The following is a 26,421-nucleotide window of genomic DNA, read 5'->3' on the forward strand; positions in this document are numbered from 1 at the left end:
AGCCAATGTCCCCGAATGGGTCGTAAGCTGAACGTCTTGTTCTCAGCTTGGATCTGGCAAAAGCAGACATTCCGCCCTTGTCCGAGGCTAAGCCACTGCATCGAGCCCGTTGCGCTGAATGATGGATAGCAGCCGTAAAGCCGGACCTCCCGGCTTCTTCGCTCCGCGTTCCCAGTCAGAAACGAGATTCTTCGACACGTTGAGATAGCGCGCAAACACCGGCTGCGAGACATGCTCTGCCTCTCGAATCGCCTTGATCTCGTCGGGCGACAGGACGGGCGCAGGCGTAAGGCAGGCTTCATCGAACTCGCGCATGGTGCGCCTGTCGATGCTGCCCGTGTCGTGGAGGCCTTCCATCATCTCGTGGACGGCAGCCATCGCCTCGCTCTTGTAGGTCTTTGCCTTAGCCTTGCTCATCGTCTTTCACCTCGACCAATCGGCCTGCTTCAACTTCCGTTTCGATCTGGTCATCGCTGAGCTCCAGCATGATGCTGGCGGCCTTGCGATAGACCTTCAGTTCCACCGCACTCAGGTTCGCCTTGTCGCTCTTAGCGAAGGCGAACACGAATATGGCCCGCTTGCCCGAGCGGAAGATCAGGATCGAGCGATAGCCGCCCGATTTGCCTCCGCCCTGACGCGCGATGCGCTGCTTGATAAGACCGCTGCCAAGATCGGCATCGATCAGGCCGGATTCGGCCCGATGCACGGCATCAGCAAGCGCGGCATCGCTGATCTTTTCCTTTGCCGCAAACTTGGCGAACCAGCGGTTGGCATAGATGCGAAGGCGCGGGTTCTCAGTCATGCAGCAACGGTCCACTATCATACTTAGTGTTACGTCTCAATGAATATGAGCCGCTCATGTTTTGCTCGATCAGGTCGCCGATCCGCTGTGCTGCCTCGATGACATGCCCATCGTCGAGATGAGCATAGCGGGTGGTCGTCCGCACATCGGCATGGCCCAGAAGCTTGCCGATCATTGGCAGGGTTTCAGAGTGGGCGGCGGCATGGCTGGCGAAGCTGTGCCGCAGATCGTGAATGCGGACGCCCGGTAGGCCCGCCTCGTCACGCAGCTTGCTCCACAGATTGCCAATGTCGGTAATTGGACGCTGCGTGGCCGGGTTCCAGAACACATAACGCTGCTTCTCACAACGCGGCAGAGCATGAAGGATCGTTGCAGCCGCTTCGGCAAGCCAGACTGTGCGCGGGCCGGTCTTGCTGTCGGTCAGCAGCAAACGTCTTCCTCGTACCTCCCTCCACTGAAGACCGGTGATCTCCGATTTGCGACAGCCGGTCAGGATCAGCAGGCTGATCGCCGCGCAATGCAGCGGAAAGGCCTTGCGATGCCGGTCAAGCACTTCACCGACCCGCTTGAACTCCTGGTCGGACAAAAAGCGTTCACACTTTCGACCCTTGTTTTTGCGGATATAGAGACAGGGATTTGAGCCTTCAGGACGCACACTCCATTCCTCAGCCTTGTTGAACATGGCGCGCAGGATTTCACTGCAACGGTTGGCAGCACCAGGGCCGCCGGTATTGGTGATCCGGTTGAACCATTCCTGCACGTGGCGTTCCTCGATCTCGTCGAGGAACAGGCCTTCGAACGCGCGATCGAGATATTTCCGCTTATAGTAGCGATGTGTGTAGAGCGTGGATTCCTTCCACTTGGGCGCTACTCTGTCCCAGTAGGTCTTGAGAAAGTCGCGATAGGAGGGAACCTTGCGCAGCCGCTTGCGCTCTTGTGCCGGATTCTCGCCTGTCTGTGCGCGAAGCAGTACACGCTTTGCCACGTCCATCGCTTGCGCATGGCTCAACACCTTGGCGTTGCCGATTGTAACTGTCCGGGTGCGCCCTGCCATCCGTGCTTGAACGATGTAAACCTTGCGACCGCTGGCATAATGCCGCGTCCCGAAGCCGGGCAGTTCGCGCGTCCAAATGGTCTGGCGCAGTTCCCCAAGTCCACCGCGCTTGCCGACGGCGTGGAGTTTGAGGCCGCCCAGTTCCTCGGCGACGATGCCCCGCAGTGTCAGCGCGTTCATCGGTCCAATCCAATCAATCGGGCAATGGAGCCGGATACGCGCTCCGCTGCATCGGCCACGATGTCATCGGAAAGATGCGCATATTTGGTTGTCGTTTCAGCGAGCGCGTGCCCCAGCAGTTTGCCGATCACCATCAGCGAAATGTTGTCGCGGATTGCTACCGAGGCGAAGCTATGGCGAAGGTCATGCAGCCGCACATCCGGCAGCGCCGCGCGATTGCGGATCTTCGGCCAATGCATGCTGAGCTTGATCGGCTTCTCAGGATTGCGGACCGAGGGGAACAGCAAGCCTCTAGGTGTCCGGTTTTGCAGCCCTGCGATAACATCGGTGGCCTGCCGATTCAGATAGATGATCTTCGCGCCAGTCTTGCTGTCTGGCAGCATCAGGCGCGGCTCCTGCACCCATTCCCAGCGCAGTTGCTCGATCTCGCCGCAACGGGCGCCGGTGAAGATCAGCAGGCGGATCGCCGCGACATAGAGCGGTTGCTCAGCCTCATAGTCTCGCAATGCCGTGGCCAGCCGCGCATACTCATTGCTATCAAAAAAACGCTCCATCGGTTTGCGCTTGTAGCGGGGCGTGCCCTTACAAGGGTTGGAGCCGCGCGGACGCAGGCCAAGGCGCTCGGCATAACCCATCATCACCGACAAAACCGGCAAAGTGCGATTAAACACGCCGGGCCGTTCAACGAAGCTGTCGCGCCAGAACAGGATGTCGCCCTTTGCTAGTTCGTCAATCCGCTTATCGCCGAACGCGCCGAGGATTTCCTTGAAGATGGCGCTCTCGTTGCGCTTGCGCGTCGATGGCTTCCAGTGTCGCGAATAGTCAGCCCAGAAGCGTTCGGCGTAGTCGCGGATCAAGGGCGCACTACTCTTCTGCGCAGCGCGAGCCTTCTTGCGCGTTGGCAGGCCGTCCAGCGCCACCTCGGCCAGCTTCGCCCGCGCGAGGCGACGGGCCGTAGCAGGAGTGATATCCTTGGAAGTTCCGAGCGACACACGACGTAGCTTGCCGCGCTGGCGGAACAGAACAAACCACGTCCGCCTGCCGCCGGGATTTACCCGCAGGCCAAAGCCCGGCAGGTCGATGTCCCAATATTCGCATATGCGCTTGCCCGGTTTACGCCGGGCGATATTGCCGTTGAGCCTTACCCGGTTGGACGGCTTTGCCTTTTCACCACTCCCGCGCCCTTCACCGGATCGAGTTCGACGATGATTCGCTGCTTCATTCGCTGGTAGCAGATAGCCATTTGCTTGCATTGACTTGCTCCTCTTTGTAGAGGAACAACTTCACCTAACCTATTGCTTAACAATATCTTTCTGCCGCATGGCGGCGTAGGGTGTGCTCCCTTGTTCCCATATGCGCGCGGGTTATCCAGGCGATCTGAGGTTTTGACCAAGGGTGTCTTTTCCTGTCCCTGAGGATGGAGCGCGAGCAACGGTTGCCGGCAGGTCATCGAGAGCAAATGAGAAGCTCTTGGATGCCCCAAACAGAAGGCTGCACCTGCGAAAGAGGCAGCGGCCAAGGGCGCGTGGGAAGCGAGGCACGCGGGGCATGTCGCGTGCCTGGCTTCCCGCCGCCCGACCCGTTGCCGGTTCGCAAGTGCATGCAGGGCCCAGATACCTACAAAGCCGCACCCTCAGGAGCGCATCGCATGATGCGCGGGACAGAGTGCGTCCATAGCCCTGCTCCTTTTTCGGGCGCCGCTGCTAAGCATGCGGCGCCCGTCAGCGAGGGATAATGTCTGTCGGCGATCCGCTGTTCTCTACCAAGGCGAACATGAAAAAAGGCAGGAACCGTTGCCGGTTCCCGCCCTGCCTTTGGTATCAGAACTCGTCGAGCATGCCGCCGTGGACCGTGTGGACCACCCGCGCTGTGAGATGCGCTGGCAAGGCGTTGTAGTCACCCTCGTCGAGAGCGATGTATCCGAGCTCATCATCCTCGATAACATGCTGATCAAAGAAGCTGTGCAGCGCCCGTTTCTCGGCGGTTTCAAGAGCCTCGAAGTAGCTGCGCGATGGTAGAGTGCAATGTGTAGAACAAGCCATGGTAATCCTCCTGATATCTGTCGTGAGACGACAGGAGGTCGTGTGATGGTCTTGCGTATTCCGGGTCACAGGATCGCCCGGATGGGCGACCGCGTGAGCGGCGGTGGGGGCAACGATTTTATCCGACGCTGGATGCAATCCGGTGGCGGGCAAAATGGTGGGGCCCCGCGCGTCCTTGAGGCGGAAGGCGCAAGGCCATCATGCTGGGATGTCCGTGAGCCAGGACCCACCACCTCCGCCCAACATCAAACGCCTGCTGGGTGCGAATTGCCTTTCCTACACCCCGATGATGCGGGCATGGAATCAACAGGGGAGCAGATCCGAGGGGGACAAAAGGACAAGTAACATGCCCCGAAACAGGAGCGCGATTGCAGCCCTGCAAAAGCTCGAAGCAGACCGCGAGGCGCTCGACGCCAAACAACGCGAACTTGAAAAGCAAGCGGCCAGAGAGCTCGGCGAAATCATCCTGGGAAGCGGCCTCGAAAGCTTCTCGAAAAAGGGTCTCAGGAAGGTTGCCGAAGAACTCGGAAAACTCGGCGAGAATGCCGCGATCGAGAAACTGACGGGACGCGGTTCAAGCCGTGCTTCGAATGGCGCGCCGGGAGCCCAGTAACCACAGAAGAAGAGGCCCTGCCGCTTGCGGCAGAGCCTCTTCGTAAGGGGAGCAATCGGGGTCGATGTCAGTCGATCTCGGGAGCGTCGGTGTTGTCGTTGTCGTCGCTCGAACCACTGCCGCGGGAGAGGAAGTCGACCTTGTCGGCGAGGATCTCGGTGCCGTAGCGCGTGACCCCGTCCTTGTCCTCCCACTGGGTGTAGTGGATGCGGCCCTGGACGCTGACCAGCTGGCCCTTAGAGCAGTACTGGCCGACGGTCTTGGCGAGGCCGTTGAAGCAGGTCACCCGGTGGAACTCGCTTTCCTTGGCGGTGTAGCCGTTCTCATCCTTGTAGGTCTTCCCGTCCTTGTCGCGTGCGGGGCGATCGGTGACGACGGTGATGCCGGTGACATTGGTACCGCCCTTGGTCTCGCGGGTATCGGGTTCGCGGGCGATGCGGCCAGTGAGGATTGCGATATTGGTCATGATGAAAGTTCCTTCAGTTCCTCAAACCGGAGACCATCTCCGGCTTGCGAACATCCAGAAGAAGCAGGGCATGGGAGGACTGCACCGCAGGCCAACAGACATCGTCTGGGGCCGAAGGGAAACCTGTTCATGACGGGTGGTGCGGGCAGGCAGCGCAGCTGCCAACACGGCCGGAAAGGAACGGGTTGCTGTCGTCAGCTGACCTGGTTCAGGACTGTTCGCGAAGAAAGCCGGATGGGTATCGGGTGTGGGTCTGAAGGCTCGCGTGACCCCAATGCAATCAGCTTACCCCATCGTCTTCCGATGCCGCTAAGAGATCCATAAAGTTGCGGGCTGCTTCGCGGTCTTCCTCGATCTTGAACGCCACATCGAGATCGGGGGCGGACCCGAACATGTGCAGGAATGACCACAGCGCAAAGCGCTTCCCCCGGTCCTCCTCAAGGCCGAGATCGACCCGGCAGTGCTCAATGCCGGCTGCAAAGGTGTCGGGAGAAACCCTGGAGAGGTCGGTGGTGGCAAAGTAGCGCTGCAGCAGATCGTCAAGTTGCATGACCGGTCTATAGTCTGGTCGGCGCCGAATGCACATCCGGGCAATACAGCTGCAGATTCTAAAGGCCCCCTCAGGACCCGGGAGAGGTACCCAACGGGCCGCGACGATCGACCACGGTGATCCGGCGGGTTTTGGCATCGATGACAAGCCGTTCGGTTACACCATTGCCAGGAAAGGCGACGACGTAACGCGGATTGAGGGAAAGCATTTGCTCGTTGCGCTTGAACCCGGCGCGGGCACCAAGCCGACGATCGAGCGAATAGGTCAGCTGCTGGACTTCGCGGCGTTCGGCCCAGCTGGCGGCCAGGCGATCGGCACCCTTGCCGTCGCCGCCATGGACCAGGAAGAGATCGGGAACCGCATCGCGAACCTTGTCGAGCGTCGCCCAGACATTGTCGGCATAGACGCGCGCATCCTCGGCGCTTTCAAAGCTCTGGCGACCACCAGCAAAGACGACTGGAGTTCCTTCCGGGATCAGGGCGTGACGCCGGTTCTCGGCGCGTGCGCGGAGGAAATCGCGGGCATCGATCACGGCTGATGTGAAGTTTCGCGAATGGTTCGTGCGCGAGCCGGAAACGGGCTTCCATGAGGAACCGGTCTCGTCGCGATAGAGAGCTGCAGCCACCTCACGCATCTGCTCGAAGGCCAGCATGCTGGCTTCGGCTGCCTGCGCGCGTTCGACCTGCTCTTCCAGATTGCTGGAATGCACCTCGGAGCCATCTGCTGATGCGATGAGGACACGGATCTCGTCGCTGGCCCGATCAAGCTGAGCCGACTTGCGGCTGGCGGCACGGTGAAAGAGATTGACCACGCCCCAGGCAATATCCTCGGCATCAGCCTCCAAAGCAGTGTCGGAAAACATCGCGAAAAGGTCGGACCACACGGCGCCAAGCGTCTGGTCGATCGCGTCCTCGCAGGGAAAGTCGGTTTCTTTGAATGGGGCTGGCCTAATGCTGAGACCTGAAAGGTCAAGGCCGCTCAACTGGTCGATGAAGCTGTCGTACATGGGGTGTCTCCTGATCGCGGGGACAAGGAGAAGAGGCACCATTGCCTCGGCCCTGTCCGCCGGAGCCCGATCAGGGCCGGGGAAAGGGGCGAGACGCACCGCGCAGCGGGAAACCTGCGGCCCTAGGCTGGCGCGGGCAACACGGGCCGACGGGCCGCAGGTTGCGGCACGCCCCGACCGGCCCAAGGGCCTCTGCCGGCGGTCAGGGATGAGGCAGGATCACGACTCGGCGTCACGGGTGGATCTGGAGCGCTCGAAGATCGCTTCGCCATTCGAGAACCGACCGACCATGCGCAGCTCACCAAACAGGTCGATGAACCTACCCGAGACCTGGCGAAGCCAGTGCCGTGCTCTCGACATTCGTGGGTTATAGAAATCGGCTTCCCAATAGCGAGCGTCATCGCGCTCGGCGAGCCAGATCGCGGCGAGCCCGCAATAGGTCGATATGCCGCAATCGGCGAAAGCATTGCGAAGGAGGATACGATCTTCGCGGCCGCGCCATCCGTCGAAGCGCTCGAAAGAGGGAAAGGCCGCTTTCGCGGTATCGATGATCTCGTCGACGAGGCACTCGTAGACCCAGTCGACATCGTCATCTTCGCCGTGATCAAGCAGGCGAAAGGCAACCACGGAGCCGGTTGGATAACTGACAGAACGTCCCATCTCACTGCTCCTCAGGCTGCATCAGCGAGATCGATGTCGGTCTCGCCTTCGCTAGATTGCTGGCCACCCAGTTCGAGCAACAGGCTTGCCGCTTCCTCGGCCTTTACTGCAGCCGTCAGGATCGCACGCTCGTCCGATTTGAGGATCTTGAGCCAGGACGCGATGTAGCTGGCGTGATGGTCGAGGTGGGTGACTGGAAGGCCCAGTTCGGCCCCAAGAATGGCCGAGGACAGTTCGGCGATCAGTTCTTCGGCAGCATAGGCCTCGCTGCCAAACCGGTTCTTGAGATCGCGATTGAGGCGCGAGGAATGCCCCGTCCAGTGCGATAGCTCGTGTGCGAGTGTAGCATAGTAGTGGTCGTAGGCTTCGAAGAGCTCGGCTGGTGGCATGGTGACCCGGTCGCACAACGGCTCATAGTAAGCCTGCGCACCATGGTGGCGCAGGTCTGCGCCGACATGAGCAAAGAAGGCATCAAGGCAATCTTCTCGTCCATCGGGCTCCAGCGAGGCAACCAGTGGCTTGGGATGGTAGAAGTCGGGAAGGCCGTCGCACTGATCCGCGTTGAACACGGCATAGGCCTTGAGCACGCGCCGGTTCTCGGTGTCCGCTTCGCCTACGGCGTTCTCGACCTCCTTGGTGTAGCTCTTGTAGAAGATCGCGATGGTCGACTTCTCGCCCTTGCGGACCTGTCCACCAAGCGCCTGACACTGCCGGTATGTCATCCAGTACGGCGAAGTGTAGCCACAGCCATCGGCCACCATCCACAACCAGAAGGTGTTCATGCCGCGATAGGGCGTTCCGCAGGAGCGCAACGGACGTGAAACCGGCACACCGCGCCACGGCTTGACCCAGGGTTTGGTGCCTCGCTCGAGCTTTTGGATGATGGCCGCAGTAATGCGCTGGGCAGGTGAAGTCGAAGCAGTGCGACGGGACTTGGTCATGGGAGTTCTCCTGATGACCGGGACGGAGATGTCCCGGCTCAGGAAGAGCAAAGCTGCCTCCTCTCTTCTTCAATGATGAGCGTTATGCGCCCTCATCCCAGTCGTTTGAAGTTCGCCTTCACGATCCTGAAAGCGGACATCAATCCAGTCCGCTTTTTTGACTAGTATGTCCGCCGATTAAGTGCGTCTGATTCCAGCTCCTATCCAGAAGCCAAGATAGCCTTCGCTGCCCAAAGTATCTCGATCCGAGGATTGGAGAAACTAGTCTACTTTGTCCGTACTACATGCGCCATTCCACGCCAGCCTTCCTCATGGCTGACCGACATTCCGTTATCAGGGAATTAGGATCGATCAGCCTAGAGTGTAGTCAATAGTGCATTCACTTCTTGCTGCACTTGGAAATAAATATGTCATCCGGTAGTTCGGTCCCGATGAACAACAAGCGAACCACACCTAATTCCGGGAAACTTTCGGAATACTTACGCTGGTTAGCAGTGCAGTTTCAGAGAGCCGCGACGTACCTCAACGAACGTGCGACACCCACCAAGACCGCTTCGCAGTTCGTCGATCTAGCACCGACCGACGAGGCCGATCCCAGCGGCGTCTATGCGGCAGCCTTGCAGACGGCGATGGAAAACCCGGACGTGTCGAACATCGCTCTCACCGGGCCATACGGATCCGGGAAGAGCAGCATAATCAGGACCTTCCTCAAGCGCCATCCGCGGTCCACCCTGCATATATCTCTGGCCGCTTTTCTGCCCGACGCAGGTGAAAGGGTACCTGGCGAGCGATCGGATGAGTCGACGGAAGACGCGAAGCAGCCATCCAGACAGGAGATTGAGCGCAGCATTCTCCAGCAGCTCCTATACGGCGCGGATGCTGATCGGCTGCCGTTGTCGCGGTTCAAGCGCATCAAGTCGCCGGGTATTTGATCGAAACTGCGTTCGCTTTACATCCTCGTCGGGCTCATGGCGCTGTGGTATGTGTTCGCTGGGCGGACGGCCATACTGTCTGGAGCCTATTTCGAGCCGTTCGCTCTTTCGAACGTGTTCAACTACAGCATATTCATCTTTGCCACGGTCTTCGTCTACACCGTAGTGCATTACATTTACGTCGCCAGCCTCGGCGTTTCGCTAAAGAGCATATCCCTCAAGAACGTTGAGCTTGGACCCGCCGCGACCGATCAGTCATCCATACTGAACAGGCACCTCGACGAGATCGTCTACTTCTTCCAGTCGACCGACTACGAGCTCGTCGTCGTCGAGGACCTCGACCGGTTCGACGATTCCGACATTTTCGTGACGCTTCGTGAAATCAACAGCCTGGTGAACGGCTACGTCGGCGTGAAGCGACGGGTACAGTTTCTCTACGCGCTGCGGGACGACATGTTCGCGAACACTGATCGCACGAAATTCTTCGAGTTTATCATCCCGGTCATTCCGATAATCAACAGTTCAAACGCGATCGACATGGTCCTGAGGCAGGGTGAGCGGCTCGCTCTCCAAGACAGGCTCGATCCCGATTTCCTGCGCGAGGTGTCGCGGTATCTCAACGATCTGCGTCTCATCCGGAACATCTTCAACGAATATGCCATCTACGTCGCGAACTTGGAGACGGACGATGAGAACTCCCTCGATCCCAACAAGCTGCTCGCGGTGCTCATATACAAGAACACCTATCCCCGCGACTTCGAGCGGCTGCACCGGGGCGAGGGTCATCTGGCCACCATCTTCGACCAGAGGGATCGGCTGATCGCGGATGCCGAGCGCGAATATCGGTCGGAGATCGTCGAACTGCAGCAAGGGATAGAGGCTGCAGAGCAACAGATCCCGCGAGATATCAAAGAACTGCGTCGCAGTTACGCGATGGCTCTGGTCCAGACGCTACCCGCAGACCTGCGCAGCGTCGGGACCGGCAATCAAGCCATGATTCCTGTTAACCAGTTGGTGGACGACGACAGGTTCGACGAGGTGATCGAGGCTGGGCGCGTTCATTTCCAAGCTGGCTATCATGGTCCAGTTCGTCAGCAGGACATCGGCAACCTTCAGTCCGAAATCGATCCGACGATCGGCTTCAGGGACAGGGTTTCGCTGATCGAAAAGAAATCACGCGAGAGCAAGGATAAGGCGCAAGCTCGGATCGTCGAACTGCGCGAAAGGATCAAGAAAATCCGCGCGAGCAAGTTCAATGTCCTTTTGAGGAAGGACAGTGCGAGACTGAACGAGGCCTTCGCGAAACTGGGAGATGGGGGCGAACTCGCACGCTTCCTGCTCCTAGAAGGATATCTGGACGACAGCTACTACCAGTACACGTCGCTCTTCCATTCGGGCCGCCTGTCGCCGAACGACAACAAGTTCCTTCGGCATATCCGAGGTTTTGTGACGCCGGAACCCGACTTTCCGATCGACAACGCGGAAGAGGTGATCGAGAACATGCGGGCCGAAGACTTCGGCCAGTCCTTCGTCCTGAACGTCAAGCTCGTAGACGTCCTGCTTGGCGAGCCTAATCAGCACGACCGCAGATCGAAGCTCTTCACGTTCCTCGCAAACGAGTTTTCCAGGCACGAGGATTTCTTCAGGTCCTACTATTCCAATGGCATGCACGTCGATGATCTGCTGATCGGCTTGTCGGCAGCCTGGCCTCTGCTCGTCCCGGCGATGCTGGAAAGTTCGATGCGCAACGATCACCTAGCGCGACTGATCGAGGAGGTGCCGCCCGACCTTCTTGGCAAGTTGGCTAGCGAACACCGGGAACTCGGCGAGTATCTCTCTAAGGAACTTCCCGATGTCCTCGCGCTCACCGACAGTCTCGATCCTTCGAGGCTCGAACCTCTGAAGCTCGCCGTCGAAGACCTGTCCGCACTCGCGGATCGGCCACAGATCGTGCGGTCGCTGTTCGAAGCTGGGCATTACCGCCTCACGGTCGCGAATCTCGACTTCATCCACTCGTCCGTTCTCGACCGAACAGATGTCGATGGGTTGCATCGCCGCCATCTCTCGACCCTGCGCGAGATTGGTCCTCGACCGCTGCTGATCCGGGTCGAAGACGGTTTCGAAGAGTATTTCGAAAATGTCCTCATGCAGCTGGATCGGAACGAGGAAGAAGGCCTTCCGGCGATGCTAGAGGTGCTCTCGCATGATGCACTCGAGACGGCGGATGTCGAGGCCTTCATCTCCAAACAGCGCGGCGTGTTTCCTTCCCTTGAAGGCGTCCCTGACAGTTGGCGCCCAGCCTTGTTTCGTATCGCGAAAATCGAACCGACATGGGCGAACTGCGTCACATTCATGTCCGACGAGACCTTCGAGGCGGCCTCTCTGGTCGAGTTTCTGTCCGACGACGCCATGAGGGCTGCGCTCCTCGAAATCGACATGCCGTCAGGAGACGATACTCTGGCCCTGAGGAACTTCCTACGCGAGACTAACGAGCTGCCCAACGATGCATACCGGGAACTCATCGCCGCTTTGCCGAACAGAGCTAGGCGCTTCCCGAGCGGACTCGATGACGCGAAACGCCAGATACTCATAGAAGAGAACGCGGTAACTTTCTGCGAAGAGAATTTTAATGCGCTTGCCGACGATGCGGAACTGCAAGTTCTCTTTATCGCGAGCAATATCGGCACCTATCTCGAAGATCCGTCTGCCGTCCCGGTCGACGACGCTTTTCGTGAAAAGCTTCTACGCTCTGACATCACGGACGATGTCAAGCGAGCGGTGATCGGTTTTATGGACCTCGGTCAGATAGCAGAACAACCCGAGAGGGCTGCCGTGGTCGCGCAGATTCTTGTCAGGACGAACGTGAATCTCGAAGGGATGACCTTCGAGGTGGCCAGAGCGTTGATCCACGCCACTGAGCAAACCACTATGCGGATTAAGTTGCTCAATGGATTGCATCAAACAATGGATCTGACGCAAATCCGTGAAACCCTTGGCTTGCTACCGTCGCCCTACAGTAGCATCACGGTCGGATACGCGCGGCCGAGGCTCCCGAATACCGAGGAGAATCGCATTCTGGTGCAATGGCTTGACGACAGGGATGTGATCTCTTCCTATGGTTCGGCGCTCTGGAGCGACGACATTGTAGTTTATCTTTATCACAGGCGGTAACAAGGTTTTGTCGGTCGCCTTACTGTGTCCACCATCGCTGAACGGATGGTTGGTCATCAGCTCGAATTTGCAGCCCGAAGTTTTCAGCCGAGAACGTTAAGAGGGATACGATCTCCCATGGCCGAACGTCCGCTTTGGCCGTTTTGCGAACCGAGAGCAGTCAGTCCGCAATCGGCCCAAACTCATTCCTCAATTGGCGAACTACTGCATAGTGGAAGCCGATCTCATTTGAGAGCAAACAGTCTTTGACGACACGTAGCGACAGCATAACACAGTCTCATGTCAGTCTAGCTAAGCGAGTAATTAAAGAGATAAAGTGAGGTGTCGGAAAAGGCTAGGCGGCTTGTTCAACCGTGCCAACAAGCTCCGTCCATTTCCCAGTCATTATGCGCTAGCTGCACTAGCCAAGCTGCCCACTTCGATCACCGGTGCTCAAAAACCAGTGTGTCAAATTTAGTTGACACTACACTATTGACACAGGCCTATTTATCTTGGACTCATAAAAGAGGCAAAAAGCGAAAACGCCAGAATTTTGAAGGATTTACTATCACAATGGTCACTGCACGGCTACGCGTCGGCATGCTCGCAACAACTGTTCTAATAACGCCAACTCATCTTGCAGCAGCGCCATCTGAAACGGTCACGTCCAATTTTAAGGAAACGGTTACGTCCCAAGCAACATCTAGGGACGGCACCGGTGCGAACGAGGGGGCGGGCGAAAATACTATCGGCGGTCCTCAGATCATTGTAACTGCTCGCAAGCGCGACGAGGTGCTGCAAAACGTCCCTGTGACGATCCGCGTCATAGACGATTCCGTGATCGAGGATGAAGGAATTCGCACCGTTGAGGACCTCACCCAGCGTGTCCCGGGACTCACGTTTGACCAAGGCGGCTTTCTTGCAGATACCCGTCCTGCAATCAGGGGTATGCAATCGGAGCGTGGACGTCCATCCGTCGCCATTTTGCTCGATGGGCTGGACCTTTCGGGGGAGAATATGGTGATTGGCGGCGGAGGCGCTGCAGTCAACACTCTGCTCTATGATCTGGAACGGATCGAAGTCGTCAAAGGTCCCCAATCGGTTCTATGGGGACGAAATGCTTTTGCCGGTGCGGTGAACTTCATTAGCCGAACGCCGGGAGAACAGTTTGAAGGCCGGGTCAACGCCGATATCGCTGAAGGAGGCCTGTTCAGCATTGATGGCGCTTTTAACATGCCGATTGTCCAGGACAAAGTGGCGCTGCGCGTTAATGGTGTGTTTTCGGATCGGGATGGTTTTTACCGAAATCCGGCGACGGGCGCACGCCTTGGACAGAACCGTACCGAGGGTGCCGGCGGGTCTTTGCGGATCAACATCACGGACAATCTCGATGTCGTGGGCCGCTACATCTATCTGAACCAGAGGCAAAACGAGGCGCCCTCGGTTTTGCTTACGCCTAATACGAGGTTGCCGGTTCCAGGGGGCACTTTTGCTCCGGCGCCGGGCGCTCCGTCTATTTTTCCATGCCCCGATGATTTTGCAGGGCTTACACCGCCACAAGTTGCAAATTGCACGCGGGGGACGTTGATTGGAAATGTGAGCGCGCGCGAGGATCAGATTGATCTCAGCCCTAATCCGCTCACCGGTGAGCCCATGGCAGGCCTGAGGCTGCGGCAAGACATCGCCACGCTTCTGGTCAATTGGGACACAAGCCTGGGACAGCTATCGTACCGGTTCGGGCATCTCGACAATCGGTCGAGCCTTGAGCAGGATGGCGATTACACCAATTTCCCCGGACCGCAGGGATTTGTCCTGTCGCTTAACGCGTTTCAGGCGCTTGAGTTCAACAATCGCACTTTTGATCATGAGCTGAAATACGAAAACCGGTTTGGCGATTTCACGGTCATCGCTGGTGGACAAGCGTTCGATGAGCGGTCTTCGGTGATTAACTCAGCGCAATTCTGGCTGCGCAATCCGAATTCGCCCCTTGGAGGCCCTCCGTTCTTCCTGTCGACCGCTCCCCAAGAGAATTTTGGCTTCTCGCTCGCGACCAATCGCGACACACAGTACCGCGCTTTGTACGCCAGCGTTGGCTGGGAAGTGACTGAGCGATTTGAGCTGGGCGCTGATCTTCGATGGAGCGACGAGACTATCCGTTTCGACATTCCCGGGTTCCGGATTCAAGATGTCTCGCTTTCGCAGCTGACACCGGTTTGTCTGCCCGCGTTTGCGAACGGCACAGTCTTCAGCCCTGCAGCACCAGACGGTCCGCCGCCCGGTTCTATCGTCGCATGTCCGCAGGAAGCAGAGATCAACTCGGACCGCTTCACACCGCGTTTCACCGCACAATACGGTTTCAGCGACGAACTGTTGCTGTTTGCATCCTATTCGCGCGGGTTCAAACCGGGCGGTTTCAACACCAACGAAATTATCGACTTCACCGATCAACGCTTTCTGCCGGAACGGCTGTCCGCCTATGAAATCGGGATCAAATCGGCATGGCTGGGCAATCGCTTCATCATCAATGCTAGCGCGTTTTATAACGATTACACGGACCAACAGATCGGCGTGCAGCAGTCCAGCACCTCGCAAGGCGGAGGGGCCATTGTCGGCTCTGGCATCGTGAACGCGGGGCAAGTCGATGTGTATGGCCTTGAAATTGACGCCGATGCCCGCGTGACAGATTGGCTGCGGGTGAGCGCAAATTATGCGTTTATCGATTCAACCTTTGCCAGCTTTGTGCAAGGTCCACCTCCCGGATCGCCCGATTCCGCTTTCATCGATTGCGGGGTTCCTATCGGACAGTCCTCGTCCGCCCAATTCCGGGCCGAGGCGCAAAACATTTGCGGCGATTTTTCCGGCAATGATGTCGGCAGAAGCCCGAGGCACACACTGTTTTTGACTGGTGAGGTGCGCAGGCCCTTAAAATCGGAAGGCAGCAGTTGGTTCGTCAACATGGATGGATTGTATCGTTCGTCGCGGTTCGTGGATGAGGCCAATCTTTCGCGGCTACCGGGTTACTGGCGCGTTGGTGCACGGGTCGGCGTTGATTTCGGCAATTATACGGTCATGGCCTATGTCGATAATCTCTTCGATGACCGTACCATCGAAACGGCGCAACGCGTCGTCGATCCAGGTCGCACCGAAGGCTTTGCCCCGTCGCGCGGCATCCTCGCCTATCTTCCCAATCCGCAGACTTTCGGGATGCGGTTTGGCGCGCGGTTCTAGATGACGCTACCAGTAGCCGATGATTTCGACCCTGTTGCCGTAATCGTTTTGAGCTGACGGCTGGGGGTGTCGTTGATGGGCAATAGCGATTGCTAGCCACTCTAGCTTCGCCCTCAAGGCCGCTCTTGAGCCACTAGCATTGAGTCCGCTGTGCAGATTACGAGCGACAATTACTGATTGTCGGCAATCGGCCCAAAATTTGACATGGAAAAGGCGGCCCGTCCCGATTGGGACGGACCGCCCGCCGAGTGACCTGGACCTGTCAGGAGGGGTCAGGCAGCCTGCTCGGCAATTTCGTCAGTCGCGTCGTCGCTGACCGGCTCGTCACCTTCAGCGGCAACCGGTGCGACCTGCTCGGCACCGGCGAAACGCATGATCGAAGGCACCCAGGCCTGCGCCCGTTCCTTGACCTCGGGCTCGCCAATGAAGTTGCCCGAGAAGATGCGTTCAGCAGCGCTCGCAAGCTCAGCCTTCTTCGATGCGACATAACGACTGACCAGTTCGGGACCGCCGGCGGCATTGAGCGCTTCGAGCGTGCGGGCCTTGGCCACCCGGTCGAAGTAGTTCGCTGCCGTGGGACGCCACCAATGCGCAGTCTCGATTTCGAGCAGGGAGCCGAGCGCCTCGTGCAGCGGCGCCGAGCGTTCGCCTTCGCAGGCCAGGCTGGCAACCAAAGTGCGCGAGACGACATGTCCGAGCCACGCCGAGCGCGCCTCGTCGGAAAGCGCCCGGAACCTCGCAAACCGCTCAACGTCGCTCTCGCCAGCACGCCAGCTTTGATCGAGCGAACCGGCAAACTCTGCCAGAGCAGCGCTCGCCGGTGCATCCTTGGCCTCGAACCCGGTGACCGGGCCGGACGCCGCCGACCCAACGAGCGTCGACGCTTTCTTGGCGCGCCAATCATGCCCATCGGCATCGGCGAGCGTGAAGACCAGGAAGTCGAGCGCCAGTGCCGGATCGTTGGCGAGATGGATTGCCAGGATGTCGCGGCGTTGCATCGCGAGCTCGTCGAGCAAGCGCTGCGACAGCGAGCTGCCCTTGGGCTTCGCCGTTCCGCTGTCCTCGACTGCCTCGATAGGACCTTCGTCGGTGATGACTTCGGTTTTGGTATAGAACTGCGGGACCAATGTTGGCTCGCCATTACGCGAGAGGACTAAGAAGGCACCAGCCTCAGATTTCAGTTCGTCGGCGAGTACCGGCGGCCGGTCATTGAGCGCGCGCATGGCGCGGTCGATCACCACGAGTTCCTGTTCCGCCTTGGCCACCTCGTCCTCGTCGCTGTCTTCGTCTTCGAGCACGGCGGCGACGCGGTCGTAGTCGGCCTCAAGTTCGCTGAATTCCTGCACTTCCTGTTCGGTCATCGGCGCAGGCTCGCAGGGCAAACGAGCGAGACCTTCAACAAGGTCGTGGCTGACATAGTTCCCCAGCGTCGGGCGCACCCAGGCAAGGCCATATTCGAGCGCGGCCTTTTCTGCGGCTTCTTCCATGGCCTTGTGCGCGAGGTCTTCGAGCAGCGCGATATCGATCCAGCTCTCGCTGGCATCGTCGTCGAACAGTTCGCGTTCGATCCGGCCACCCGCAGTCAGGTAGGCATCGCGTCCGACTAGAACCGCTCGCGGATCGGAGCCACGAACGGTTGCGTCGAGCACCATGCGCCGGATCGTGTCGGGCGTGATTTGGTACCAGGCGTCCTGCAGCTCGGCATAGACATGCGCTTGGCGCTCCACGTCGGAGATCGCGCCGTAGGCCTTGGCCATATCAAGCGTGATCGTGCCTTCGGCGAGCGCTTCGAAGACGCAAGGCGCGAGAGAGGCTAGGCGCAGACGTCCTTCGACGAATCGGACGGTGAGGCCGAAGCGGCGCGCCACGTCTTCGGGGGTAGCCCCTGCCTCGATGATGGAAGCGAAGGCCTGCGCCTCGTCAGCGGGGTTCATCGCGAGACGCTGAAAGTTCTCGGCAAGGCTGGCCTCGCGCACTTCGCTTTCCTCGCCTTCGATGACGAGGCAGGTAACCTCGTGGTTTTCGGGCAAGGTGCCCTCTTCGGCCAGCGCCTGCAGCGCGGCGAGACGGCGACCGCCGGCCTCGACTTCGAACTTGCCGCGCTTTCCTTTGCGCACGACAAGGTTCTGCAATAGGCCGCGCGCAGCAATGTCTGCCCGCAGCTGGAGGTCGGCCAGCACGTCGCTCGACTTGCGAACGTTACGCAGGCTCGGGACGAGCTTCTTCAAGGGAATCGACTGGATCATGGGTGTTCTCCTGATGGAATGAAGGCGCTGGTGAGGATCACGAGGCCCACAAGCCCAAAGGGCTCCCTCCACTCTCGTTCTGAGATTGGGGTCTGCTCGAGGGATCAGGCGGCTAGCGCGGGAAGGATCAGAGAGGCTCTCGATACCGGGACGAACAGCCGCGTGCGGTAGCGGATGATCTCGGTGAAGCAGCCTTTGCCCTTGTACCAGTCGAGCCGATCGGGCGAGAATCCGGTCAGTTCAAGGCGCTGTTCGCCGCCCACCAGTGAGCGCTTCACGGTGAGAGGATCATGGCTCGCGAGGCCCAGCGGTTTGCCGCTGGCGAGGACGAGGTCGCCGATCTGGTCTGGCGCCGGACCGGTAACTCCGGAAAGACCAAAGGTATCGGCAATCGCAGCGAGATCGATATCGAGCACTTCGCGACCGATGATCGACTGGCCGTCCTCGGCAACGAGCCGGGTGACGCGGACATGATCGCCGGGGAGGCGTTTCCAGACCGGCAGCAGTAGTCCGGTGGCGAGATGGACGCGCTCGGTCACCGGTGAAGCGGCGGCCGCCTCTTCCTCAGCCCGCCAGGCGCTCGTGAACGCGGTGACGCCAATGTCTTCCCAGTGGCTTTCAGCAAGTGCCTCAAGTGTCCAGTTCGCGGACTTGAGCGGCCGGAGCAGGCGCCGGCGTTCAATCACGGCTCCGTCATCAGCGATGAGGCGCCGGACCGGAACCGACAGCGCAACCTTGCCCGAGCGCGCATTGCGCATCGGCATCGCGTGCGGGCTGCCAATCTCGTGCATCCGCACCAGGCGCTGCAAGCGTAGAGGCCGAAGGTGCCTCGTCACTTCGAGCGAGACGAGGCGGGTCTCGGCTCCGGTTACGGGATCGGTGCGCAGGAGTTGATCGGCGAGGACCGTGAAGCGATCGACCCTCACGGTCTCCAGTCCCTGGTCGAGCGTTCCAGCCTCGCGCGCGGCTTCAATCCGCGCTTCGACGAGGCCGAGATATTCATCGAATATGGCGTTCTGGAGCGCAATCGGCAGCGCGAGGATGCGATTGAGCCAGCGCTGGATCGTGGGGAGATTGTCGGTCAGCCCCCCATCTGGGTTTTCGAGACGGAGGCCCGTTCGCTCGACGAATTGGCCGAAGCTCGTGGCTTCGAGCTTGCCGTCATAGAGCAGCTGGAACCAGCGGCTGAGCGCATCGCGCGCATAGTCGCTTTCGAGATTGTCTGCCGGGTCAAAGAGGTTCTGTCCGCCGGTCTGGCGCTGGCCGCGCGTAAGCGCGCCCAAAGCGTCGAGCCTTCGCGCAATGGTCGAGATGAACCGGCGTTCGCCCTTCACATCTGTGGTTACCGGGCGGAAGATCGGGGCCGAGGCCTGATTGGTGCGGTTCGTGCGACCGAGACCCTGGATCGCGTTGTCGGCGCGCCAGCCCGGTTCGAGCAGGAAATGGACCCGGCGTTGCTGGTTCCGACAGCCGAGGTCGGCGTGGTAGGAACGCCCTGTGCCGCCCGCGTCCGAGAAGACCAGAATGCGCTTGGTGCCTTCCATGAAGCTTTGCGCTTCGGCGACATTGGCACTGGGACTACGCCGTTCGAGGCGTTGTTGACCATCTCGGCCCGATACCAGCCTTCGGGTCCGCCCCGTAACCTCGGCCACGGTTTCGGTGCCAAAGTGCTCGATGATCGCATCGAGCGCTGTGGCGATTGGCGGCAGCGCGCAGAGCTGTTCGATCAGCGCATCGCGCGCGGCTATGGCGCGCGGGCAGAAAACGGGATTGCCCTCCTCGTCGCTCATCGCCTCGGAGCGAAGATTGCCATCCTCGTCGGCGAAGACCTGCATCAGGCGCACCGGAAAGCTCTTGGACAGGTAGTCGATGACGTATTCACGCGGGGAGAGATCGATATCGAGCGCTTCGCGTTCTTCGTCGGTGAGGTCGGCAAGACGCCGATCGAGCATGGCCTCTGCGGTAGAGACCAGCTGCACAACAACCGAATGATCTTCGCCAAGCGCCACTTCCATCGCGGGGATCAGGCTGGGCAGTTTCATCGAAAGCAGGAGCTGGGCAAAGAAGCGTTGCTTGGTGCCTTCGAAGATCGACAGCGCTGCCGCCTTGGCATTGCGATTGAGCGTATCGCCGCTGTCTTCATCGACCACGCGGGTTGCCTCCAGGGCCGCTTCTAGGTTGCGGTGAATGATCGCCCAGGCATCAGCATAGGCGTCATAGATTTTTACCTGCGCTTCGGTCAGGCTGTTTTCGAGGATCTCGTACTCGACCCCGGCGAAGGACAGCGCGCGGGCAAGGTATAGCCCCTGCGCCTTGAGGTCGCGGGCGACGAGCTCCATCGCCGCGACGCCGCCTGCGCGGATCTCGGTCATGAACGCCTCGTGGGTCGGGAAAGCAGTCTCGGGTCCCCAGAGACCAAGCCGGGATGTGTAGCCCAGGTTGGCGATATTCGAGGCACCTGTGGCAGACGCGTAGAGCACGCGGGCGCGCGGCAAATGGTTCTGCAGCCTGAGACCCGCCATGCCCTGTTCGGAGCCCTTGACCTTGCCGCGAGTGGAGAATCCCCCGAGCGCATTGGCCATGGCGTGGGCTTCGTCGAAGGCGATCACGCCATCGTAATCCTCGCCCGCCCAGGCAAGGATCTGGTCAAGCCGCGTATCCTCGGCGCGTCCCGAGCGCAGCGTCGGATAGGTCACAAAGAGAATGCCTTCGGACATTGTGACAGGTTGGCCGAGCTTCCAGCGCGAGAGCGACTGGAGATCGAGCGGCAGCCCACCAAGTGCTTCCCAATCGCGGCGCGCATCTTCGAGCAGCGCCTCGTTCTTGGTGATCCAGATATGGCGGCGCTCGCCTGCAAGCCAGCGGTCCATGATGACCGCTGCGATCTGTCGTCCCTTGCCCGCCCCGGTTCCATCGCCAAGGAAGAAGCCCTGCCTGTAGGCGTGCCCGTCATCGGACAATTCGAGCGAGGTGCCTTCCTGGCAAACCTTGAACTGACCCGGGAGATCGCGCGCAAAGGCTTGGGCCGCGTAGACCAATGTCTCGCATTGCGCTTCGGACAGAAGGCCATCGGCCAGCCAGCCAGCAGGGAGACACGGGTTAACATTCGGCTGCGGCGCCGCGACCGAACCCATGGCGACCGATTCCACGAGCGGGGTGGGATGAATCGGCGCATCTTCAAACGCGATGCGGCTGGGCCGATAAGGCAGGTAGATGCCTGTCTGTTCGGGCACCGGCGCGGGTTCCGCGAGAACCGAATAGGCCAATTCGATCGTATTCGCTGTGGCACCTGGTCTCGCTGCGAACGGTGCCACCGGCCGGACTGGCGTGCGATGCGTTGAGTTCCTGTCCCCAAGGCGTACTGGCCTGCCGACTGGCAGGCGATGGAGGCTGGCGGATGTCGGTGCACGTGGCGGAAGTGTGGTGAGCAGCTCGTGGAGCTGGATAAGGTGACAGGTATCTCCGGTGATCGCGGGCGCCGACGCAGCCGACACCTTGTCGATCACAACCAGGCGAACGGAGATCCCCGTCCCTGTCCGGCGAAACATCTGCTGCAGCCGGACATTGAGCAGGAGAGAGGCTTCGGAGTATCCCTTGGCGAAGGAGGAAGCATCGAAGCCTTCAGGCATGATCGCGACAATTCGCGCGCCACAGGCAGCGGCCCGGATCACGCTGCGCAGGTGGCGCATGGCCGTCTCACCATCCTTGCCGCGTTCCTGGCTGCGCGCGAATGGCGGGTTCATCATGACGACCGACGGCGCCGGGCCGCGATGCAGGTCGGCGATCAGTTCGCCGTCATGCGCAGTGATCGTGGCCGAAGGGAAGATGTGGCCCAGGCTGTCTCGTCTTGCCGGATCGATCTCGTTGAGGACCAATGAGGCGTTCTGGACACTGCACCATACGGCAAGCGCACCATTGCCGGCGGACGGTTCGAGTAGCGTGTCGTGCGCGCAGATGGCTGCGGCCTTTGCCATCAGCCAGGCCAGCATCGGCGGGGTCGAGAACTGCTGGAGCTCGACCTGTGCCTCACTGCGAACGTGCCGGGGCGGCAAGGCTGCTTGGAGCCAGTCGAAACGCGCTTCTGCTTCATGCACGCTTGTCGCCAGATCGATGCGTGAAGATTCCCGTAGCCACAGCATTGCGCCGATCTCGGTCGCGTTGTTGTAGTCATCGATGGTCCAGGCGCTTCCCCAGTCCAGGGCGCCGGTGTCTTTGGCGAACAGGCCGGAAATGTCGGCACGGGTCAGATGGCGTCCCGAGGCAAGAAGCGCCGCAATCCTGGTGCTGATTGCGAAGGCCAGGGGCTCTGACGGCAACTGCTCGCTGGCGGGAAACAGGTCTGATTGAAACATGGCAATTCGTCCTCCTGATGAGGGCATCGGGACACGCCCTCTGCCGGATCAGGAATTCGAGAAGCCCTCTCTCCTCTAACGCGCCGCCTTGCGGCGCAGCCATGCTGTAAGTTCGTCGTTCCAGTCGGTATCGCGTGACGAGGGTTTGCGAACCTGGATCGTGCGTCCATCGCGGGCATAGGCGGCCAGGCAACGTGAGGCAGCCAGCTCGCCGCCAGCATCATGATCGACGAAGAGGTGAAGCTCGGTCACGCTCTCGGGCACGCTCACGAGACCGAAGCGCTCATTGCCCAGGGTCGCCCAGACGGGAATGCCGGTGAGAGCATAGGCCGACATCGCACTCTCGATCCCCTCGGCAAGACCGAGCTTCCCAGAAACCGGAGCAAAGAGACGGACAGCAGCTTCACCGAGCGAGCCAAGCGCGCGCTTTGGCTTGTCGAAGGTGGCCTTGGTTGAAGCCTCGGTGGACAAAAACGTGCGGTGGATCGCGATCGGCCCCTCGTCGAGGCTGACCGCCGCAATCATAGCGGGAAGAAAGCGGGCCTGTCCTTTCGGCCCGAGCGGCGTTTGCGGATGAAAGCGAAGAGCTGAAGATGCGGCCAGGATGTCGCGGCTCTCAAGGTAGGCCTTCGCCGGACTGCCACCCAATGGTTCCGCTTCGCGCCAGATCCTCAACGCTGCTGCCGAGGGTTTGCGCACCCTGGTTGGCTCGAGCTGATCCTCGGTCGAAGGACCCGAGAAAAACCTGGCCACCTCGAAACCTTCGCAGGCCAGAGCGGAAAGCACGCTCTGCTGATCACAGCCAGCAAAACAATGGAAGAGAATAGCCTTTCGGCCGAGCGTCACGCCGAGCGAAGGTGTGCGGTCTTCGTGTGCGGGGCAGCAGGCCATCCCTTTTGTGCCTGACCATTTGCCGCCCCGCGATTCGCAAATGCGGCGAGCAGTTTCGGCAAGGGACGGGTTGGGAAGAGTGCGGGCAGACAGGGACATGCGAGCTCCTCAGCTTGCGAAGTGGCCCCCTCGACAGGCTTCCTCTCCTCTCCCGAAGGCCAGCAAATGCCGCTTTCCTACAGGTATATGTTCCATGTATGTTCTTTTTCGATTCGAAGCAATGGAGCAAAGAACGAGATGACCGCCCCCAATCGTTTTGTGAGAACAACGATCGCCTTTGCAGGCCTGATCGTGGCTTCGTTTCACCCTGTCAGTGCGCAGGAGTTCGCCCTCTTTGAACACGCGGTCCACCAACCGGAAATCGAGAGCCGGGCTAAGACCGTCAGCCAGTACCTTCCGGCGGTCCATGCCCGAGGGAAGACGAGTATTTCCTACAGGGAAGGACTGTATATGGAAGTGATCGCCGAGGCTGAGCGCCGGTATGGCCTTCCTCCAAACTTGCTTCGCGCCCTAATCTGGGCCGAGTCCCGCTTCAATCCAATGGCGGTAAGTCCGGCCGGCGCCGCCGGACTTGCCCAACTGATGCCAGGCACCGCGCGCGAACTGGGCGTTAAAAACCGGCATGATCCCATCGCCTCTATCGACGGCGGCGCGCGCTACCTGCGCGATATGTTGAAACGCTTCGAAGCGGTCCATCTCGCATTGGCTGCCTACAATGCTGGTCCTGGTGCGGTATCCCGCGCCCGCGGCATCCCAAGAAATGGTGAGACACCGCAATACGTCCGGACGGTCTTATCAAGATGGTCTGCAATCGGGGCCTACCATTGACGAAATCGCATGATTTCTGACTATCATTTGCTGGTGCATACCATAATGAAATCGGACTACGCCAATGCGTGATGGAGCGGGGGACCCGCTCGACTTTCACAAAGCGTTGAAGGCAAAGAAACGCAGGAAGCTGGGTAAGGAGATCATGTTGGGCTTAGGGGGATTCTCGATAGTGGTTGCGGCCGGGATGCTGGCGCTTAACTGGCCGGCAGGAGACGCGAGACCCGCAAGCGTTGGACAGCAGCCCCAAGGTTTATTCCAACAAGCGAGCTCCCCGCAGTTCGCTATCTGTGGCAGAGTCAGAAGGACATGTGTCGTCGATGGGGATACTTTCTGGCTTGATGGAACCAAGATCCGTATCGCTGATATCGACACTCCAGAAATTGGCCAGCCTCGGTGCGACTATGAGTACGAGCTTGGAATGCGGGCAACACGCCGATTGGTCGATTTGCTTAATGCCGGCCCGTTTGAGCTTCTCACCATCGGAAATCGGGATGAGGACCAATACGGTCGGAAATTGCGTGTCGTGACCCGCAACGGTCGGTCACTTGGCGACCAGCTGGTTCGCGAAGGGCTCGCCCGAACGTGGACAGGAAGGCGTGAACCATGGTGTTGAACCGTGACCAAGAGCGGTGGGCTGCCGCGCTATGGGTAGAGAAGAATCATGGTGATGCCGGACCAGCCTACATAGCAAAGCAAGTGGAACGGTTGACCCTAGAGGGCGACGAAGCAGGCGTAGAAACCTGGAAAGCGATCGCCGACCGTTTCGATCAGCTTGCACGTAAAAGCACCGCGAACTGAGGTCTCGAAGCTGTGCGGCAATGGCTTCGAAATCTGGGGATCAGGATTGAGTTCGCCGTCCTCGCATCAGTGTCTTTGCTGGGGGTGTTTTTGAGCCTCCGATCTTGCTTCGGCTGACTAGTAGAGGCTCTCTCATCTCAGCCCAGGGCAAACTTTGCCTTTATGATCTTTCCTCCTGAGCGGAGTTCATCAAGGTAGTCGCTCCACCATTGAGCCATGCGCACCCGCTCATCCCAGTGCTTACCGCGGTGATAGATGCCGCGCACCGCATTGCTGTCGCCGTGGGCCAATGCGCGCTCGATGGCATCCGGGTTCCACAATCCTGACTCGTTCAGGAACGTCGAGGCCGTCGCCCGCAAACCGTGAGCGGTGACTTCATCCTTGGAATACCCCATGCGACGAAAAGCGGCATTGAGTGTGTTCTCGCTCATGGGACGCTTTGAGCTGCGAGCCGAAGGGAACACGTATCCTTCATAGCCGAGCAATTCGGCTAGGTCAGTGAGGTAGACAACTACCTGCTTTGAGAGTGGCACCGCATGCGCACGGCGTGCCTTCATTTTTCCAGCAGGGATCTTCCAAACGCCATCAACGAGGTCGATCTCGCGCCACTCGGCATGCCTGAGCTCGCCAGGTCGCACAAATACATGTGGTGCGATCTGCAACGCGAACTTGGTCACCATGTATCCGGTGTAATCATCGATTGCCCGGAGCAGGCCGCCCAGCTCCTTGGGCTCCAGGATGGCGGCATAGTGAGTGGCTTTCGGCGTTATGAGTGCGCCTTTCAGCATACTGGTTGGATCGGATTTGCAGCGAGTTGTCGCAACACCATATCGAAACACCCGACCCGCAAACGACCGGCACTTCTTGGCAGTCTCGTGCTTGCCAGTGGCTTCAAGCCGCTTGAGGGGAGCCAGCACTTCAAACGGCTCGATCTCATGGATAGGCCGGTTTCCGATGGCCGGTGCGAGCTGATCGAGAAAATAGTTGGCTTTGATGATCGTGCCTTCGGCGCGGCCATTCTGCACCATCATCTGTTCGATATATTCGCGAGCAACTGCCTCGAATGTCTGGGCGGAGAGAAACTCCTCGCGGATCTTCCGCTTGCGCTTCTCGAAAGCCGGGTCGCCCCCTGAGGCGACAGCCTGACGCGCCTCGAAGGTTACGTCTCGCGCCTCCTTCAGGCTGACTTCGGGATAGCTACCGATCGCAAGCTTCTTCTCAACTTTGCCGAGCCGGTATCGGAAACGCCACAGCTTACTGCCAGCCGGCGTTACTTCGATGTAAAGGCCTCGCTGGTCAGCGACCTTGTAAGGCTTGTCTTTCGTCTTGAGGGCGCGGAGCCGTGTTTCGGTCAGAGGCATTTGCGGGCCTTTTCCCAATGTGGTTTTCGCAAAGGCCCGCAAAAGGCCCGCAAAAATGTCTGGAACCCCCGAGAACAAACGGGACGATCCGGAACTACCGAAGGGCGGAATCCCTAGGGTTTCTGCGGGTTTTATAGATTATCTGGGAGAACAAGAGAAGAACAAATGGTGCCCAGAAGAGGACTCGAACCTCCACGCCCTTGCGAGCGCCGCCACCTGAAGACGGTGCGTCTACCAATTCCGCCATCTGGGCACATATGCGAAAGCCGTACTGCCGTACTCTCGCGGTAGGGGCGCGCCAATAGCGTTGAGGGGGAT

General features: G+C 59.5%; 19 protein-coding genes, 1 tRNA gene and 1 pseudogene. 6 read left to right on the top strand and 15 right to left on the bottom strand.

Going from position 1 to position 26,421, the window contains the following annotated elements:
- Positions 1–87 precede the first annotated feature (87 nt).
- From EH31_RS10610 to EH31_RS17275, 5 genes are all read right to left on the bottom strand, one after another.
- A complete protein-coding gene (locus tag EH31_RS10610) occupies positions 88–417 on the bottom strand; it encodes a helix-turn-helix domain-containing protein (protein WP_034960322.1) in 330 nt (109 codons plus the stop codon).
- A complete protein-coding gene (locus EH31_RS10615) occupies positions 404–802 on the bottom strand; it encodes a type II toxin-antitoxin system RelE/ParE family toxin (protein WP_034960323.1) in 399 nt (132 codons plus the stop codon). The genes EH31_RS10610 and EH31_RS10615 overlap by 14 nt, the downstream gene beginning before the upstream one ends.
- On the bottom strand, positions 795–2,036 hold the full coding sequence (locus EH31_RS10620; protein WP_051699179.1) for a tyrosine-type recombinase/integrase: 1,242 nt from the start codon (positions 2,034–2,036) through the stop codon (positions 795–797). The genes EH31_RS10615 and EH31_RS10620 overlap by 8 nt, the downstream gene beginning before the upstream one ends.
- Entirely contained in the window at positions 2,033–3,289 is a 1,257-nt protein-coding gene (locus tag EH31_RS10625; protein ID WP_034960324.1) for a tyrosine-type recombinase/integrase, read from the bottom strand. Before EH31_RS10625 ends, EH31_RS10620 begins: the two co-directional genes overlap by 4 nt.
- A 567-nt stretch (positions 3,290–3,856) precedes the next feature.
- The gene (locus EH31_RS17275) at positions 3,857–4,078 is read right to left on the bottom strand and encodes a hypothetical protein (RefSeq protein WP_081853363.1); all 222 of its coding nucleotides are present in this window, start codon (positions 4,076–4,078) and stop codon (positions 3,857–3,859) included.
- A 346-nt stretch (positions 4,079–4,424) separates the two neighbouring features.
- Between EH31_RS17275 and EH31_RS10640 the strand changes: the two genes are divergently transcribed.
- Positions 4,425–4,691 (top strand): DUF6437 family protein, encoded by a 267-nt coding sequence (locus EH31_RS10640; protein ID WP_034960329.1) that lies wholly within the window; start codon positions 4,425–4,427, stop codon positions 4,689–4,691.
- A 67-nt stretch (positions 4,692–4,758) separates the two neighbouring features.
- On the opposite strand, the gene EH31_RS10645 is transcribed toward EH31_RS10640, so the two are convergent.
- The 5 genes from EH31_RS10645 to EH31_RS10665 form a co-directional block, all read right to left on the bottom strand.
- A complete protein-coding gene (locus EH31_RS10645; RefSeq protein WP_034960330.1) occupies positions 4,759–5,157 on the bottom strand; it encodes a single-stranded DNA-binding protein in 399 nt (132 codons plus the stop codon).
- A gap of 280 nt (positions 5,158–5,437) precedes the next feature.
- Entirely contained in the window at positions 5,438–5,707 is a 270-nt protein-coding gene (locus EH31_RS10650) for a hypothetical protein (protein ID WP_034960331.1), read from the bottom strand.
- A 70-nt stretch (positions 5,708–5,777) separates the two neighbouring features.
- On the bottom strand, positions 5,778–6,713 hold the full coding sequence (locus tag EH31_RS10655) for a DUF2493 domain-containing protein (protein WP_034960332.1): 936 nt from the start codon (positions 6,711–6,713) through the stop codon (positions 5,778–5,780).
- Positions 6,714–6,932: 219 nt separating this feature from the next.
- Positions 6,933–7,373 (bottom strand): hypothetical protein, encoded by a 441-nt coding sequence (locus tag EH31_RS10660; RefSeq protein ID WP_034960333.1) that lies wholly within the window; start codon positions 7,371–7,373, stop codon positions 6,933–6,935.
- Positions 7,374–7,384: 11 nt separating this feature from the next.
- Complete coding sequence (locus EH31_RS10665) at positions 7,385–8,314, bottom strand: ArdC family protein (RefSeq protein ID WP_034960335.1); 930 nt, start codon at positions 8,312–8,314, stop codon at positions 7,385–7,387.
- Positions 8,315–8,745: 431 nt separating this feature from the next.
- Here EH31_RS10665 and EH31_RS10675 point away from each other — a divergent pair.
- Together EH31_RS10675 and EH31_RS10680 are read left to right on the top strand one after the other, a co-directional pair.
- Positions 8,746–12,417, top strand: a pseudogene (locus EH31_RS10675) (YobI family P-loop NTPase).
- Positions 12,418–12,969: 552 nt separating this feature from the next.
- Positions 12,970–15,624: a TonB-dependent receptor gene (locus EH31_RS10680; protein WP_034960338.1), complete on the top strand. Its 2,655-nt coding sequence runs from the start codon at positions 12,970–12,972 to the stop codon at positions 15,622–15,624.
- Positions 15,625–15,896: 272 nt separating this feature from the next.
- Here EH31_RS10680 and EH31_RS10685 read toward each other — a convergent pair whose 3' ends face one another.
- From EH31_RS10685 to EH31_RS10695, 3 genes are all read right to left on the bottom strand, one after another.
- The gene (locus EH31_RS10685) at positions 15,897–17,870 is read right to left on the bottom strand and encodes a ParB/RepB/Spo0J family partition protein (protein ID WP_034960340.1); all 1,974 of its coding nucleotides are present in this window, start codon (positions 17,868–17,870) and stop codon (positions 15,897–15,899) included.
- 104 nt (positions 17,871–17,974) lie between these two features.
- The gene (locus tag EH31_RS10690) at positions 17,975–22,222 is read right to left on the bottom strand and encodes a strawberry notch family protein (RefSeq protein WP_034960341.1); all 4,248 of its coding nucleotides are present in this window, start codon (positions 22,220–22,222) and stop codon (positions 17,975–17,977) included.
- Positions 22,223–22,297: 75 nt separating this feature from the next.
- Positions 22,298–23,212, bottom strand: a complete 915-nt coding sequence (locus EH31_RS10695; protein ID WP_169738771.1) for a DUF7146 domain-containing protein — start codon at positions 23,210–23,212, stop codon at positions 22,298–22,300.
- A 138-nt stretch (positions 23,213–23,350) separates the two neighbouring features.
- Here EH31_RS10695 and EH31_RS10700 point away from each other — a divergent pair, with 138 nt between their 5' ends.
- From EH31_RS10700 to EH31_RS10710, 3 genes are all read left to right on the top strand, one after another.
- Positions 23,351–23,941, top strand: coding sequence for a lytic transglycosylase domain-containing protein (locus EH31_RS10700; RefSeq protein WP_034960342.1), 591 nt, complete (start codon positions 23,351–23,353; stop codon positions 23,939–23,941).
- A 187-nt stretch (positions 23,942–24,128) separates the two neighbouring features.
- Complete coding sequence (locus EH31_RS17975; RefSeq protein WP_422110926.1) at positions 24,129–24,557, top strand: thermonuclease family protein; 429 nt, start codon at positions 24,129–24,131, stop codon at positions 24,555–24,557.
- The gene (locus EH31_RS10710; protein WP_051699180.1) at positions 24,548–24,742 is read left to right on the top strand and encodes a DUF6961 family protein; all 195 of its coding nucleotides are present in this window, start codon (positions 24,548–24,550) and stop codon (positions 24,740–24,742) included. Before EH31_RS17975 ends, EH31_RS10710 begins: the two co-directional genes overlap by 10 nt.
- Positions 24,743–24,879: 137 nt before the next feature.
- Here the strand turns inward: EH31_RS10710 and EH31_RS10715 are convergent, their stop codons facing one another.
- Both EH31_RS10715 and EH31_RS10720 read right to left on the bottom strand, forming a co-directional pair.
- Entirely contained in the window at positions 24,880–26,103 is a 1,224-nt protein-coding gene (locus EH31_RS10715) for a tyrosine-type recombinase/integrase (protein ID WP_034960480.1), read from the bottom strand.
- Positions 26,104–26,269: 166 nt separating this feature from the next.
- Positions 26,270–26,356 (bottom strand) — tRNA-Leu (locus EH31_RS10720).
- Positions 26,357–26,421 lie beyond the last annotated feature (65 nt).

The sequence above is a fragment of the Erythrobacter longus genome, from assembly GCF_000715015.1.
GTDB classification, from domain to species: Bacteria; Pseudomonadota; Alphaproteobacteria; order Sphingomonadales; family Sphingomonadaceae; genus Erythrobacter; species Erythrobacter longus.

Coding starts and splice junctions, on each gene's coding strand:
- EH31_RS10610 (WP_034960322.1), bottom strand. CDS start 417: ATGAGCAAGGCTAAGGCAAAGACCTACAAGAGCGAGGCGATGGCTGCC.
- EH31_RS10615 (WP_034960323.1), bottom strand. CDS start 802: ATGACTGAGAACCCGCGCCTTCGCATCTATGCCAACCGCTGGTTCGCC.
- EH31_RS10620 (WP_051699179.1), bottom strand. CDS start 2,036: ATGAACGCGCTGACACTGCGGGGCATCGTCGCCGAGGAACTGGGCGGC.
- EH31_RS10625 (WP_034960324.1), bottom strand. CDS start 3,289: ATGCAAGCAAATGGCTATCTGCTACCAGCGAATGAAGCAGCGAATCAT.
- EH31_RS17275 (WP_081853363.1), bottom strand. CDS start 4,078: ATGGCTTGTTCTACACATTGCACTCTACCATCGCGCAGCTACTTCGAG.
- EH31_RS10640 (WP_034960329.1), top strand. CDS start 4,425: ATGCCCCGAAACAGGAGCGCGATTGCAGCCCTGCAAAAGCTCGAAGCA.
- EH31_RS10645 (WP_034960330.1), bottom strand. CDS start 5,157: ATGACCAATATCGCAATCCTCACTGGCCGCATCGCCCGCGAACCCGAT.
- EH31_RS10650 (WP_034960331.1), bottom strand. CDS start 5,707: ATGCAACTTGACGATCTGCTGCAGCGCTACTTTGCCACCACCGACCTC.
- EH31_RS10655 (WP_034960332.1), bottom strand. CDS start 6,713: ATGTACGACAGCTTCATCGACCAGTTGAGCGGCCTTGACCTTTCAGGT.
- EH31_RS10660 (WP_034960333.1), bottom strand. CDS start 7,373: ATGGGACGTTCTGTCAGTTATCCAACCGGCTCCGTGGTTGCCTTTCGC.
- EH31_RS10665 (WP_034960335.1), bottom strand. CDS start 8,314: ATGACCAAGTCCCGTCGCACTGCTTCGACTTCACCTGCCCAGCGCATT.
- EH31_RS10680 (WP_034960338.1), top strand. CDS start 12,970: ATGGTCACTGCACGGCTACGCGTCGGCATGCTCGCAACAACTGTTCTA.
- EH31_RS10685 (WP_034960340.1), bottom strand. CDS start 17,870: ATGATCCAGTCGATTCCCTTGAAGAAGCTCGTCCCGAGCCTGCGTAAC.
- EH31_RS10690 (WP_034960341.1), bottom strand. CDS start 22,222: ATGTTTCAATCAGACCTGTTTCCCGCCAGCGAGCAGTTGCCGTCAGAG.
- EH31_RS10695 (WP_169738771.1), bottom strand. CDS start 23,212: ATGTCCCTGTCTGCCCGCACTCTTCCCAACCCGTCCCTTGCCGAAACT.
- EH31_RS10700 (WP_034960342.1), top strand. CDS start 23,351: ATGACCGCCCCCAATCGTTTTGTGAGAACAACGATCGCCTTTGCAGGC.
- EH31_RS17975 (WP_422110926.1), top strand. CDS start 24,129: ATGCTGGCGCTTAACTGGCCGGCAGGAGACGCGAGACCCGCAAGCGTT.
- EH31_RS10710 (WP_051699180.1), top strand. CDS start 24,548: ATGGTGTTGAACCGTGACCAAGAGCGGTGGGCTGCCGCGCTATGGGTA.
- EH31_RS10715 (WP_034960480.1), bottom strand. CDS start 26,103: ATGCCTCTGACCGAAACACGGCTCCGCGCCCTCAAGACGAAAGACAAG.